General features: G+C 71.8%; 13 protein-coding genes. 9 read left to right on the forward strand and 4 right to left on the reverse strand.

Annotation, left to right across the window (positions count from 1 at the left end):
• Window positions 1–12: 12 nt before the first annotated feature.
• Both AC2D9U_RS00635 and AC2D9U_RS00640 read right to left on the reverse strand, forming a co-directional pair.
• A complete protein-coding gene (locus AC2D9U_RS00635; RefSeq protein WP_484745373.1) occupies window positions 13–978 on the reverse strand; it encodes a catechol 2,3-dioxygenase in 966 nt (321 codons plus the stop codon).
• A 44-nt stretch (window positions 979–1022) separates the two neighbouring features.
• Complete coding sequence (locus AC2D9U_RS00640) at window positions 1023–2030, reverse strand: LysR substrate-binding domain-containing protein (RefSeq protein ID WP_484745375.1); 1008 nt, start codon at window positions 2028–2030, stop codon at window positions 1023–1025.
• Between the two features lie 92 nt (window positions 2031–2122).
• On the opposite strand from AC2D9U_RS00640, the gene AC2D9U_RS00645 reads away from it, so the two are divergent.
• Genes AC2D9U_RS00645 through AC2D9U_RS00685 form a run of 9 tightly spaced genes read left to right on the forward strand, consistent with a single transcriptional unit; the run spans window position 2123 to window position 10374 of the window.
• The gene (locus AC2D9U_RS00645; protein ID WP_484745377.1) at window positions 2123–3094 is read left to right on the forward strand and encodes a lytic murein transglycosylase; all 972 of its coding nucleotides are present in this window, start codon (window positions 2123–2125) and stop codon (window positions 3092–3094) included.
• Window positions 3091–4020 (forward strand): RlpA-like double-psi beta-barrel domain-containing protein, encoded by a 930-nt coding sequence (locus AC2D9U_RS00650; protein ID WP_484745379.1) that lies wholly within the window; start codon window positions 3091–3093, stop codon window positions 4018–4020. The genes AC2D9U_RS00645 and AC2D9U_RS00650 overlap by 4 nt, the downstream gene beginning before the upstream one ends.
• A gap of 32 nt (window positions 4021–4052) precedes the next feature.
• Window positions 4053–5267, forward strand: a complete 1215-nt coding sequence (locus AC2D9U_RS00655) for a D-alanyl-D-alanine carboxypeptidase family protein (protein ID WP_484745381.1) — start codon at window positions 4053–4055, stop codon at window positions 5265–5267.
• Complete coding sequence (gene tmk / locus AC2D9U_RS00660) at window positions 5264–5890, forward strand: dTMP kinase (protein WP_484745383.1); 627 nt, start codon at window positions 5264–5266, stop codon at window positions 5888–5890. The genes AC2D9U_RS00655 and tmk overlap by 4 nt, the downstream gene beginning before the upstream one ends.
• Window positions 5887–6948 carry a DNA polymerase III subunit delta' gene (locus AC2D9U_RS00665; protein ID WP_484745385.1) on the forward strand — a complete coding sequence of 354 codons (1062 nt, stop codon included), beginning with the start codon at window positions 5887–5889 and terminating at the stop codon, window positions 6946–6948. The genes tmk and AC2D9U_RS00665 overlap by 4 nt, the downstream gene beginning before the upstream one ends.
• A 32-nt stretch (window positions 6949–6980) precedes the next feature.
• On the forward strand, window positions 6981–8504 hold the full coding sequence (gene metG, locus AC2D9U_RS00670) for a methionine--tRNA ligase (RefSeq protein WP_484745387.1): 1524 nt from the start codon (window positions 6981–6983) through the stop codon (window positions 8502–8504).
• Entirely contained in the window at window positions 8501–9277 is a 777-nt protein-coding gene (locus AC2D9U_RS00675) for a TatD family hydrolase (RefSeq protein ID WP_484745388.1), read from the forward strand. Before metG ends, AC2D9U_RS00675 begins: the two co-directional genes overlap by 4 nt.
• 6 nt (window positions 9278–9283) lie before the next feature.
• Entirely contained in the window at window positions 9284–10078 is a 795-nt protein-coding gene (locus tag AC2D9U_RS00680; protein ID WP_484747304.1) for an MBL fold metallo-hydrolase, read from the forward strand.
• Window positions 10075–10374: a hypothetical protein gene (locus tag AC2D9U_RS00685; protein WP_484745390.1), complete on the forward strand. Its 300-nt coding sequence runs from the start codon at window positions 10075–10077 to the stop codon at window positions 10372–10374. The genes AC2D9U_RS00680 and AC2D9U_RS00685 overlap by 4 nt, the downstream gene beginning before the upstream one ends.
• A 75-nt stretch (window positions 10375–10449) precedes the next feature.
• On the opposite strand, the gene AC2D9U_RS00690 is transcribed toward AC2D9U_RS00685, so the two are convergent.
• Window positions 10450–11421: a tripartite tricarboxylate transporter substrate binding protein gene (locus AC2D9U_RS00690; RefSeq protein ID WP_484745394.1), complete on the reverse strand. Its 972-nt coding sequence runs from the start codon at window positions 11419–11421 to the stop codon at window positions 10450–10452.
• The gene (locus AC2D9U_RS00695) at window positions 11414–12331 is read right to left on the reverse strand and encodes a hypothetical protein (RefSeq protein ID WP_484745396.1); all 918 of its coding nucleotides are present in this window, start codon (window positions 12329–12331) and stop codon (window positions 11414–11416) included. Before AC2D9U_RS00695 ends, AC2D9U_RS00690 begins: the two co-directional genes overlap by 8 nt.
• Between the last annotated feature and the right edge of the window lie 5 nt (window positions 12332–12336).

The raw sequence follows: 12336 nt of genomic DNA on the forward strand, positions 1-12336 counted from the left end.
GGATGGATCGGTTCAGTCGTCGCCGGGCAGCGGGGGCGTGCCGTGGGTGTGGAAGCTCTCGATGGTCTTGAGGCCCCAGGCCTGGCCCTTCTTCCGCTCCGTCTCGGTCCAGGTGATGGTCTTCCAGTCGGGCGCGAGCACCAGCCGCGCGCCCGCATGGGCCACCTCCACGCGGTTGCCGCCGGGCTCATAGACGTAGAGGAAGAAAGTCTGCTGCACGGCGTGCTTGTGCGGCCCCGTCTCGATGAAGACGCCCGCTTCCAGGAAGGTGTCGGCGGCCTGCAGCACGGCCTCGCGCGAGTCGAGGGCGAAGGTGACGTGGTGGAAGCGGCCCGGCACGCCATGTGCCTCCTTCGTGAAGGCGAAGTCGTAGGATTTGTTGGTCGCCGTCAGCCACATCCCGGCCTCGACGCCGCTGTCGAGCTCGATCCGCTCGGTGCAGCGCAGGCCGAGATTGCGCTGGAAGAATTCGCGGCAGCCACGCACATCGACGGCGAGGCAGTTGAAGTGGTCGAGCCGGCGGACATTCACCCCGCGCGCCGGGTAGCGTTCGGGCTGGTTCTTCAGCGCCGGGCGGCGATCGGGCGGCGCCTCATACCATTCGGTCTCCCAGTAGAGCTCGAAGGGGTGGCCATCGGGGTCGCGGAAGCGCCAGCCGGTACCATGGCCGAAACTGTTCTCCTGCGGCGTCACCTCGACGCCATCGGCGCGCAGCGCCGCGAGGCGGCGCTCGAGCGCCTGGCGGCTGCGCGTGCGCAGCGCGGCATGGCCCATGCCGGAGGTCTTCGCGGCGGTGAGTTGCAGGGAATAGCGCTCGTAATCGTCCCAGCCGCGCAGATAGACGCTGTCGACCTGGCGCCCGGCCTCGGTCATGCCCATCACCTCGGTGAAGAAGCGCAGCGACTCATCGGGCTTGGGGGTCAGCAACTCGACATGGCCGAGATGGGCCACGTCCATCACGGGCTCCGGCGCTTCCATTCCTGGTCGTCCTCCTCACCCGCAAGGCGGCGGGCGAGCGGAGGTTAGGCGCGCTGCCGGCCGCGCGTCCTATCGCTTCTTCGGCGAGAGGTATCAGCTTTTGTCATATCTCCGAGGCCATGCGCGCTGATCTCCGCCACATGGTCCTGCAAGGAGGCGATGAAGGCCGCGACAGCCGGGGAGGGGGGCGGCTCGGCCGGGCGGATGATGCCGGCCGGACGCGGCGGCGCGGGCACCGGCAGGGGCACCACCTTCAGCGCCCCGCGCAGCAGGTCGCCCACCATCATCGAGCGCGGCATGATGGAAAGCCCGTCGCTCGCCAGCAGCGTCTCGCGGATGAAGCCGTAGGAGGAGGAGCGCAGCGCCACATCGGCGGTGAGGCCGAGCAGCGTCAGCAGCTGGTCGATCTCCTGCCCCACGCGCTGGCTGACCGTCGGCAGCACGAGTTCGTAGCGCGCCAGCATCGCCGCCGTGACCGGCCCGTCGACCGCCAGCAGGGGATGCCCGGCGCGGGCGAGCACCGAGATCGGCTCCTCCCACATCGCCGCGCGCGTGAAGCCATCGGGCACCGCCGGGGCGTAGAGGCGGCCCACCACGAGATCGAGTTCCCGCGCCGCCAGCAGCGGCAGCAATTCCTCGGTGCGGCCTTGTTGCAGGCGCACGCGCAGCCGCGGATGGCTGGCGCGCAGCCGGATCAGCGCGCCGGGCAGCACGCCCACCGCCGCCACCGGCAGCACGCCGATCGCCACCGCCCCGCCATCGGCCGCGCCCACCGCATCCAGCGCCTCTTCCGCGCGACGCAATTCGCCGAGCAGCCGGCGCGCGAGGCGGATGACCACCACGCCCGCCTCGGTCGGGCGCAGCCCGCGGGCATGGCGTTCGAAGAGCGGCGCGCCGACGATCTCCTCCATCTCGCGCAGGCTGCGCGACAGGGCCGGCTGGCCGAGGCCGAGCGCCATGCCCGCCTTGAGCAGGCTGCCATGCGTGTCCAGCGCGTCGGCCAGCCGCAGCAGGGAGAGTTTCAGCCTCTGGTCGAGGTAACGCCGGGGCATGGGGGAAGTATCGCGCCGCCGCAGCCCGGCCGCCACCCCCGGCCTGCAGCCACGCGTTGCAGGAGGCGCGTCGCCTGTGGCAGGGAAGGCGCATGGTGTGCTCCAGGCGACTCGTTTTCTCGGCCCTCGGCGCTGCGGCGCTGCCGGGTTCGGCCGCCCTGGCGGCGACCCAGAGCTTCGAGGCCTTCCTGGAGGGTGTGCGCAGCGAGGCGCGCCGCCAGGGCGTCTCCCAGGCCACGCTCAGCCGGGCGCTGACCGGCATCCGCCCCAATGACCGGGTGCTGGAACTCGACCGCCGGCAGCCGGAATTCACCCAGACATGGGAACAATATCGTGATGCGCGGCTGTCCACCGCGCGCATCGATGCCGGACGGCGCGCCTTCATCGAGAACCGCCCGACGCTGGAAGCCGTGCAGGCGCGCTTCCGCGTCTCGCCCCGCGTGGTGGTGGCGATCTGGGGGCTGGAGACCAACTACGGCGGCTTCACCGGCAATTTCAACGTGATCGAGAGCCTTGCCACCCTGGCCTGGGATGGAAGGCGCTCCGCCTATTTCCGGGCTGAATTGCTGGCCGCGCTGAAGATCCTGGATGGCGGGCATGTGAGCCCCGACCGGATGCGCGGCAGCTGGGCCGGCGCCATGGGCCATCCGCAATTCATGCCGAGCAATTTTGAGCGCCTGGCCGTGGACATGGATGGCGATGGGCGGCGCAACATCTGGGACAGCCGGGCCGATGCGCTGGGCTCCATCGCCAACTACCTCGCCCGCTCCGGCTGGCGGGAGGAAGAGCTCTGGGGGCGGGAGGTCGTGCTGCCGCCCGGCTTCAACCCCGAGGAGGCGCGGCGCGAGAACACCAAGCCGCTGCGCGAATGGGTGCGGCTGGGCGTGCGCCGGCCGGATGGCACCTCCCTGCCGGCGCTCGACCTCGAGGCGGCGATCCTGCTGCCGGGCGGGGCCTCGGGCCAGGCCTTCGCGGTCTATCCGAACTTCAACGTGATCCGCCGCTACAACCCCTCGAACTTCTACGCGCTGGCGGTCGGCCTGCTGTCGGACCGCGTGGCGTGAAGCCCGCCGCCGCCTGGGTCTGCGGGGGGCTTGCCCTGCTGCTGCTGGCCGGCTGCGCCCGCCCGCCGCCCGCCACCCCCGCCCGCTATGTAGTGGGGGAGGGCTATCAGCTCGGTGGCGTCTGGTCCTACCCGCGCGAGGATTTTCAACTGGTCCAGACGGGGCTGGCGAGTGTTGCCGCCGATACCCGCGCCGGGCGCCGCACGGCGAATGGCGAGACACATGACCCTGGCTTGCTGATGGCCGCGCACCGCACCCTGCAGCTGCCCGCAATCGTGCAGGTGACCAATCTGGAGAACGGGCTGCAGCTCGATGTGCGGGTGAATGACCGCGGGCCGGTGCGGCCGGGGCGCGTGCTGGAACTCTCCCGCCGCGCCGCCACGCTGCTCGGCATTCCGCCGGGCGGCGCGGCGCAGATCCGACTCTCGGTCCAAGCTGGGCCGAGCCGCGCCCTGGCCGAGGGACTGCCCCAGCCCGAGGCGCCGCGCCTCGCCATCGCCGCCGCTCCGGTCGCCGGGGTGCAGCGCGAGGACCTAGCCCCCCCGCCCGGCGCCGTGCAGGCCGCGCGGGTGCGCGAGGCCCGGCCCCTGCCGGGCCAGCAACTCGCCGCCGCCGCGCCCACCGGCGCCAGCCCCGCCGGTCCGCCGGCCCGCCTGCCGGAGACGCTGACGCGCGTCGCTGCCCAGCCGGGGCAGCTCCATGTCGAGGCCGCGACCTTCGGCCGGCGCGACCTCGCCCAGCGCCAGGCGGCGCGCCTTGCCGGGCTGGGCGCGCGGGTGGAGCAGGTGGGCGGGGTGGGCCGGGGCGCCGGCGCGCCGAGCTTCCGCGTGCGCATCGGCCCGCTGCCTTCCGTGGCCGCCGCCGACAGGGCGCTTGAGGAAACCCTGCGCCTCGGCGTATCGGAGGCGCGGATCCTCGTGGATTGACCGCGAGTCCGGGATCGAGGGCAGACAGCGCCATGCGCCGCCGGGATTTGATGGGTGCCGCCGCCGGCATCGCCACCGCCATGGGCGGTACCGAAGCCTGGGCGCAGAACCGCCCGGCCCAGCAGCCGCAGCGCCCCGCGCGCCCGCCCGCGCCGCCGCCCTCCACCCCGGCGATGAGCCCGCTCGGCCCGGTGGACACCCAGGCGCGCCAGGCGCTGCTGGTGGATTTCGACACCGGCGCCGTTCTGCTCGAGAAGAACCCGGATGAGCGCATGCCGCCCTCTTCCATGTCGAAGCTGATGACGATGTACGTCGTCTTCGACATGCTGAAGGCGGGCCGGCTGCGCATGGACCAGCTGCTGCCGGTCAGCGAGCGCGCCTGGCGGATGGGCGGGTCGAAGATGTTCGTCCAACTCGGCAGCCAGGTCTCGGTGGAGAACCTGACCCGCGGCGTGATCGTGCAATCGGGCAACGACGCCTGCATCGTGCTGGCGGAGGGCATCTCGGGCAGCGAGACCCAGTTCGCCGAGCTGATGAATGAGACGGGGCGGCGGATCGGCCTGCGCAGCTCCACCTTCCGCAACGCGACCGGCTGGCCCGATCCCGAGCAGCGCATGACGGCGCGCGACCTCGCCACCCTGGCGCGGCGGATCATCCTCGACCACCCCGAATACTACCGCTTCTACAGCGAGCGCAGCTTCCGCTGGAACGAGATCAGCCAGGAGAACCGCAACCCGGCCCTCGCACGGGTCGCCGGCGCCGATGGGCTCAAGACCGGGCACACCGAGGAAGCGGGCTATGGCCTGACGGCCAGCGCGCTGCGCGGCGGGCGGCGGCTGATCCTGGTGGTGAACGGCCTTGCCTCCATGCGCGCCCGGGCGGAGGAGAGCGAGCGGCTGCTGGAATGGGGCTTCCGCGAGTTCGACAACGTCGTGCTCTTCCGCGCCGCCGACACGGTGGAGGAAGTGCCCGTCTATCTCGGTGAGCGCCCGACCGTGCCGCTGGTCGCCGGGCGGGACCTGGTGGTGACGCTGCCGCGCCAGTGGCGGCGCAACATCCAGGCGCGCGTGCGCTTCGACGCGCCGGTGCCCGCGCCGGTCAGCAAGGGGCAAGCCATCGGCACGCTGCTCGTCAGCGGCCAGGGCGTGCCGGAGATGAACGTGCCGCTCATCGCCGGCGCCGATGTGGACCGGCTCGGCCTGCTGCCCCGGATTCCGGCGGTGATCGGGCGCTGGTTCGGCTCGTGAGGCCAGAAGGCCGCTTCATCACCTTCGAAGGGGGTGAGGGCGCGGGGAAATCCACCCAGGCGCGGCGCCTCGCCGCTTGGCTCTGCGACCTCGGCCACCCCGTGCTGCTGACGCGCGAGCCCGGCGGCGCGCCGGGGGCGGAGGCGATCCGCAGCGTGGTGCTCGGCGGCTGGGGGCTCGATGCGGTGGCGGAGGCGATGATGATGTTCGCCGCCCGGCGCGAGCATGTGGTGGCCACCATCCGCCCCGCGCTCGCCGCGGGGATCTGGGTGATCTGCGACCGCTTCGCGGATTCCACCCGTGCCTACCAGGTGCATGCCCAGGGCGTGCCGGGCGAGGTGTATGGCGCGCTGGCGGGGATGGCGCTGGAGGGGCTGAAGCCCGACCTGACCCTGATCCTCGACCTGCCGCCCGAGACCGGCATGGCGCGCGCCGCCGGGCGCGGCGTGGCGGCGGACCGGTTCGAGCGGCTGGGCCTCGATTTCCATGGCCGCGTGCGCACCGGCTTCCTGACCATCGCCGCGGCCGAGCCCGATCGCTGCGCAGTGATCGACGCCACCGCCGCGCCCGAGGCGGTCTTCGCCGGCGTGCTGGCGGCGACCGAGGCGCGGCTCCGCCCATGAGCCGGGCGCCAAGGGCGATCAAGGTCCAGGAGTTCGAGGAGGACCCCGACCAGGGCGTGCGCGGCACGGCGCGCCTTGTCGGCCACGTGGCGCAGGCGGCGCTGCTGGAGCGTGCGGCCCTGTCCGGCCGGCTGCCCCATGCCTGGCTGCTGGCCGGCCCGCCGGGGATCGGCAAGGCGACGCTGGGCTACCGCTTAGGCCGCTGGCTGCTCGCCGGGGGGGCGGAGGGCGCGATCCCGCCCGGCGAGCCCGCTTTGCATGTGCCGCCCGACCACACCACCTTCCGCCGCATCGCCGCCGGCGCCCATGCCGATCTGCGCGCGCTGCGCCCCAACACGGGCGAGGGCGGGGTGAAGCGCGTGATCCGGGTGGAGGAGGTGCGCGCCGCCATCCGCTTCCTCGCCATGACCCCGGCCGAGGGCGGCTGGCGCTTCCTGCTGGTGGATGGCGCCGAGGCGCTGCGCCCCGAAGCCGCCAATGCCCTGCTCAAGACGCTGGAGGAACCGCCACCGCGCGCCGTGCTGGTGCTGACCACCCCCGCGCCGGACCGGCTGCTGCCGACCATCCTCAGCCGCGTGCGGCGGCTGGACCTTTCCCCGCTGGAACTGCCCGTGCTGGAGGCGCTGCTGGCGGGGCTGCTGCCGGGGCTGGACCCGGCGGCGCGCGCCACGCTGGCCCGCATCGCCGAGGGCTCGGCGGGCGGCGCGCTGGCGCTGGCGGAAGGCGAGGGGCTGGCGATGCAGGCGCTGGTCGAACAGGCCCTGGCGCTGCCCGCGCGCGGCGAGTGGCACGCCTTGGCCGAGCAGGTGGCGGCCAAGCGCGACGGCTCCGCCTTCGCCACCTTCCTCGCGCTGCTGCGCCGGGCGATCTCGGCCGCCGTGCGGCAGGCCGCGCGGGGCGGCGCCGCCCCCGCCTGGCTGGCGGCGCGGCCGCTTGCCGAGTGGTCCACCCTGTGGGACACAATCGGCAAGTTGGCAGCCGAAACCGACGCGCTGAGCCTCGACCGCAAGCAGGCGGTGCTCACCGTGCTGGGCTGGCTCGCGGCCCCGAGGCGCTAGCGCCCCGCTTCAGCGATCGGATCAAGAATACCGTGAAGTCAACGTATTACATCACGACGCCCATCTATTACGTGAATGACCGCCCGCATATCGGGCACGCCTACACCTCGCTCGCCGCCGATGTGCTGGCGCGCTGGCGGCGGCTGGAGGGCAGGGAGGTCTTCTTCCTCACCGGCACGGACGAACACGGCCAGAAGGTGGAGAAGGCGGCGGCTGATGCGGGCATGGACCCGCAGGCCTTCACCGACCAGGTGTCCCAGCATTTCCGCGACCTTGCGGTGACGATGGGCTTCTCCAACGACGCCTTCATCCGCACCACCGAAGCCCGCCACAAGGCCGCCTGCCAGGCGCTGTGGAAGGAGTTGGAGTCGCGCGGCGAGATCTATCTCGGGCATTACGAGGGCTGGTACGCGGTGCGCGACGAGGCCTTCTATGGCCCGGACGAACTGACGGAGCGGGAGGGCGTGAAATACGCCCCCTCCGGCGCGCCGGTGGAGTGGGTGCGCGAGCCCTCCTATTTCTTCCGCCTCTCCGCCTGGGCGGAGCGTCTGCTGGCCTATTACGAGGCCAATCCCGATTTCATCCTGCCTGCGAGCCGCCGCAACGAAGTCATTGCTTTCATTAAGTCCGGCCTGTCGGATCTCTCCATCTCCCGCACCTCCTTCCGCTGGGGCGTGAAGGTACCGGGGGATGAGGCGCATGTGATGTATGTCTGGCTGGATGCGCTGACAAACTACATCACGGCCGCCGGTTATCCCGATGACATTGAAGGAAAATGGCGCTTCTGGCCGGCCGATATCCACTTCGTCGGCAAGGATATCCTGCGCTTCCACACCATCTACTGGCCGGCCTTCCTGATGGCCGCCGGCCTGCCGGCCCCGAAGCGCGTCTTCGCGCATGGCTGGTGGACCAATGAGGGGCAGAAGATCTCGAAGTCCCTCGGCAATGTCATTGATCCTGTGGCTCTTGTCGAAGAGTTCGGGCTCGACCCGGTGCGCTATTTCCTGCTGCGCGAGGTGCCCTTCGGCCAGGATGGCGACTTCTCCCGCGCCGCCCTGGTGAACCGGCTGAATGGCGAGCTGGCGAATGCGCTGGGCAATCTCGCCAACCGCACGCTCTCCCTCATCCAGCGCAATTGCGAGGGGCTTCTGCCCGCCCCGGCGCCGCGCGCGCCGGGCGACGCGACGCTCACGGCCCAGACCGAGGCCCTGGTCACCACCGTCGGCCAGCACCTCGATCGCCAGGAGTTCCATCTGGCGCTGGAGGCCATCATGGCCGCGGTGCGTGAGGCCAATGGCTACATCACCCTCGAGGCGCCCTGGGCGCTGAAGAAGACCGACCCGGTGCGAATGGCGCATGTGCTGCGCCATTTGCATGACGCGCTCCGGGCCCAGGCGACGGTGCTGCAACCCTTCATGCCCACCACCATGGCGCAGCTGCTCGACCAGCTCGGCGTGCCGCAGGCGGCGCGCGGCCTCGCCGACCTGGCCACCCCCTTGCCGGGGGGGCTGGCGCTGCCGCCGCCCGGGCCGCTGTTCCGGAAAATCGAGGCGTGATCATCGATTCCCATTGCCACCTCGACCATTTCGAGGGGGAGGACCAGGCGGCCGCCGTGGCCCGCGCCAAGGCCGCCGGGGTGAGCGAGATGGTCACCATCGGCACGCGCCTCGGCGCCCAGGCGGCCACGGTGCGCGACATCGCCACCCGCCACGAGGGCGTCTGGGGCACGGTCGGCATCCACCCGCACAATGCCGGCGAGCGGGACATCCCCAGCGTCGAGGAATTGCTGCGCGAGGCCGACCATCCGCGCATCATCGGCCTGGGCGAAAGCGGGCTCGACTATTTCTACGACAAGGCGCCAAGGCCGCAGCAGCAGGCGGGGTTCCGCGCCCATATCGCCGCTGCGCGGGCCTCCGGCCTGCCGCTGGTGGTCCATGCCCGGGACGCCGATGCGGACATCGCCGCGATCCTGGAAGACGAGCACGCGAAGGGGGCCTTCCCCTTCCTGCTGCACTGCTTCTCCTCCGGGGCGGAGCTGGCGCGCCGCGCGGTGGCGCTGGGCGGCTATCTCAGCTTCTCGGGCATGCTGACCTTCCCGAAGTCGGACCTGATCCGCGCCATCGCCGCCGAGGCCCCGGCCGATCGGCTGCTGGTGGAGACCGACAGCCCCTACCTCGCCCCCGTGCCGCATCGCGGCAAGCGCTGCGAGCCCGCCTACACCGCCTTCACCGCGGCAAGGCTGGCGGAGGTGAGGGGGCTGCCCCTCGCCGAGCTGGCGGCGCTGACCACCGGCAATTTCCGCCGGCTGTTTCCGCGCGCGGCAGGCTGAGCGGTGCTGCGGGTCACGCTGCTCGGGGTCGGCAGCTCGGGGGGTGTGCCGCTGCTGGGCGGGCCGGATGGGCATGGCGATTGGGGGCAGTGCGACCCCGCCGAGCCGCGCAACCGGCGCAGCCGGACCTCCGCCGTGGTCGAGAGCAGCGCCGGCCGCCGTCTGCTGATCGATGCCGGACCGGATCTGCGGAGCCAGTTGCTCGCCACCGGCCTTGCCGCGCTGGAGGCCGTGGTGTTCAGCCATTCCCATGCCGACCACATCATGGGCCTCGATGAGTTGCGCATCGTGAACCGGCTGCGCGGCGGCTCGGTGGACGCCTTCGGCACCTACCAGACGCTTTCCGAGCTCAAGACTCGCTTCGACTATGCCTTCCGCCCCCCCACGCCCCCCACCTTCTTCCGCCCGGCGCTGACACCGCGTGCGGTGGCGCCGGGCGAGACTGTGGCCATGGCCGGCATGCCGGTGCGCGTCTTCCGCCAGGACCACAGAGTGATGGAGACGCTTGGCTTCCGGATCGGCCGCTTCGCCTATTCCACCGATGTGGTCACCCTGCCGGAGGAGAGCCTGGAGGCGCTGGAAGGGCTCGATACCTGGGTGGTGGGCTGCCTGCAGCGCGCCTATCACCCGGTGCACGCCAATGTGGCGCGGGTGCAGGAATGGGTGGCGCGGCTGCGCCCGCGGCGCTGCGTGCTGACGCATATGAGCACCGACCTCGACTGGGCCTGGCTACGCGCCAACCTGCCGGCGGGCATCGAGCCCGGCCATGACGGCATGGTGCTGGAGGTGCCGGAGGCGTGAAGCGCATCGCGCTGCTGGTGGGGCTGCTGGCGGCCAGCGGGGCGGTGGCGCAGCCTTCGCCGCGCTGCCCGCGCTATGCCGCCGATTGGGCCGCGGCGCAGCGGCATTTCGACCTCGGCGCGATCTCCCCCGGCTTCCTGGCCGCGCACCAGGCCTTCCTCGATTCCGGCTGCCGCTCCCGTGCGCCGATCTGCCCGGCCAGCGCGGCCGAGACGGCCCTGGCCGATGCCATGACCATTGCCGCGATGAATGCCGGTGCCGCGAGCAGCTTCCTGCCCTTCCGCTGCCCTGGCTAGAGCACGCTGCGTTCTGATGAACGCAGCTCGTGCTCTAGAATCAACATGAGAGCCGATCAGCGGCCGGGCAGAGCCTCAGCTGTCCTGGTGGAGAGCGAAGCGCTCGGCCAGTTCCGCCCAGCCGCGCTGGGCAAGGGTAAGGCTGGCGGCAAAGGTCGCGGGGTCTTCATAGCCCAGCACGGTGTCGATCCCGCGCAGCACGCGCCGCGTGGCCTCGGCGGTGGCGAAGGCCCGGAAGGCCTCGGCCAGCAGCGCGGCCACAGGGGCCGGCAGGCCGGCGGGGGCGAAAAGGCCCGAGAAGCCGCGGTAGTTGAAGTCCCGCAGATAGCCGTGCTCAGCCAGCGTCGGCACCTGCGCCGCCAGGCTCGGCACGCGGTCAGGCCCGGCGGTGACCAGCGGGCGCACCCGCCCTGCACGGATCAGTTCGCCGAAGGTCAGTGTGGTGACGAAGCCGCCATGGAAGCGCCCGCCGAGCAGGTCGTTGATCATCGGCGGCTCGCCGCGGAAGCCGATATGCGTCACGTCCAGCCTGGCCTCGGCAGCCAGCATCAGGCTGACCACATGCCCCGTCCCGCCCATGCCCCAATTGCCCATCAGCACGGTGCGCCCCCGCGCCCAGGCCAGGAAATCGGGGAAATCCCGCACCGGGGCGGGCACGCCATCGCCCACCGTGAGCGTGACGGGCGTGCTGCCGAGACGGCCGATCGGCAGGAAGTCGCGCACCGGATCATAGGGCGCGCGGCGGAGGATGATCGGCGCCTGGATCAGCGCATCGATGGTGAAGAGCAGCGTATGGCCGTCCGGGGTGGCGCGGGCGACCGCCTCGGCCCCCAGCATTCCCGCCGCGCCGGCGCGGTTCTCCACCACACAGGGCTGGCCGAGCCGTTGGGCAAGCCCCTCGGCCACCAGCCGCCCCCAGGTATCGACCGCACCGCCGGCGGGGAAGGGCACGATGAGGCGGATCGGGCGGCTCGGATATCCTTGTGCCAGGGCCGGGGCCGGCAAGGCAGCAAGGCTCAGCAGGCTACGCCGGCGCAGCCTAGCCATGGGACATCGGCGGGAACGGGAAGCCATCGCGCGCCGCGGCCGCGCGCGCGCCATTGCGGTCGAAGCGCAGAAGGCGGATGGCATGCCAGATCGCCATGGTCTCGACCGCCAGCGGCAGCACCCGCATCGCGCGCCCGGCCGCGGCCAGGGGCTGCACCAGCCCTGCCGCCTCCAGCCCCTCCAGCACGCGCCGCAATTGGGTGCGCGGCAGGCGCAACCGCTCGGCCATCTCCAGATGCGGGAAGGCGATGTCGCCCGGGCCGATCGGGTCGGGCAGCGCATCGATCAGGGCCGTCAGGACCAGGTAGCCGCCCTCGATGTCGGAGACGGCGGCGAGTGCGGGCAGGCGGATGCGCAGGCTGGGCTGCTCGGCCACATAGGCGCCGCGTTCGCGCTCCAGCGCCCAGTAGTAGTCCGGATCGGACTCCAGCCGGCGCAGATAGGGCCGGCCGGGCATGACGAGGTCGAGCGCCTGCAGGTGGAAGCGCACGCGCTCGCGGAACTCGTTTTCCAGCGGCGGGCCAGGCAGAAGGCGGCGGATGCGCCGGTCCGGCCCTGGGGGCGCATCCACCAGCCGCCCGGTGCGGCGCAGCACCGCCACCATCGCCTCGATCCGTCCGCGCGACATCACCTGGAAGGCAAGGCACTGCTTCATCAGGCGCGACAGCGTCAGGCCCGAACCCGGATCTTCCGGCCGATGATCGGCATGGAGCGAGATGGCGAACTGGCAGACCAGGTAGCGCCCTTCATCGGCGATGAGCTTGCTGACAATGTAGTTCTCATGCAGGGCCAGGAAGCGCCGGCCGATATGGCGCATCGCCTGGGGAAAGGCCGGGTGACGCAAGATCTGGCCGATCATCACGGCGTCGTTCGGATCGGCCGAGCCGGGGGCGGGGCCTGGGAGCGTCATCGGGG

It is taken from the genome of Roseomonas sp. TF40, assembly GCF_057219975.1.

Excerpts from the sequence above, each read along its gene's own strand:
- AC2D9U_RS00635 (WP_484745373.1), bottom strand. The coding sequence starts at position 978 with ATGGAAGCGCCGGAGCCCGTGATGGACGTGGCCCATCTCGGCCATGTC.
- AC2D9U_RS00640 (WP_484745375.1), bottom strand. The coding sequence starts at position 2,030 with ATGCCCCGGCGTTACCTCGACCAGAGGCTGAAACTCTCCCTGCTGCGG.
- AC2D9U_RS00645 (WP_484745377.1), top strand. The coding sequence starts at position 2,123 with ATGGTGTGCTCCAGGCGACTCGTTTTCTCGGCCCTCGGCGCTGCGGCG.
- AC2D9U_RS00655 (WP_484745381.1), top strand. The coding sequence starts at position 4,053 with ATGCGCCGCCGGGATTTGATGGGTGCCGCCGCCGGCATCGCCACCGCC.
- AC2D9U_RS00665 (WP_484745385.1), top strand. The coding sequence starts at position 5,887 with ATGAGCCGGGCGCCAAGGGCGATCAAGGTCCAGGAGTTCGAGGAGGAC.
- AC2D9U_RS00690 (WP_484745394.1), bottom strand. The coding sequence starts at position 11,421 with ATGGCTAGGCTGCGCCGGCGTAGCCTGCTGAGCCTTGCTGCCTTGCCG.
- AC2D9U_RS00695 (WP_484745396.1), bottom strand. The coding sequence starts at position 12,331 with ATGACGCTCCCAGGCCCCGCCCCCGGCTCGGCCGATCCGAACGACGCC.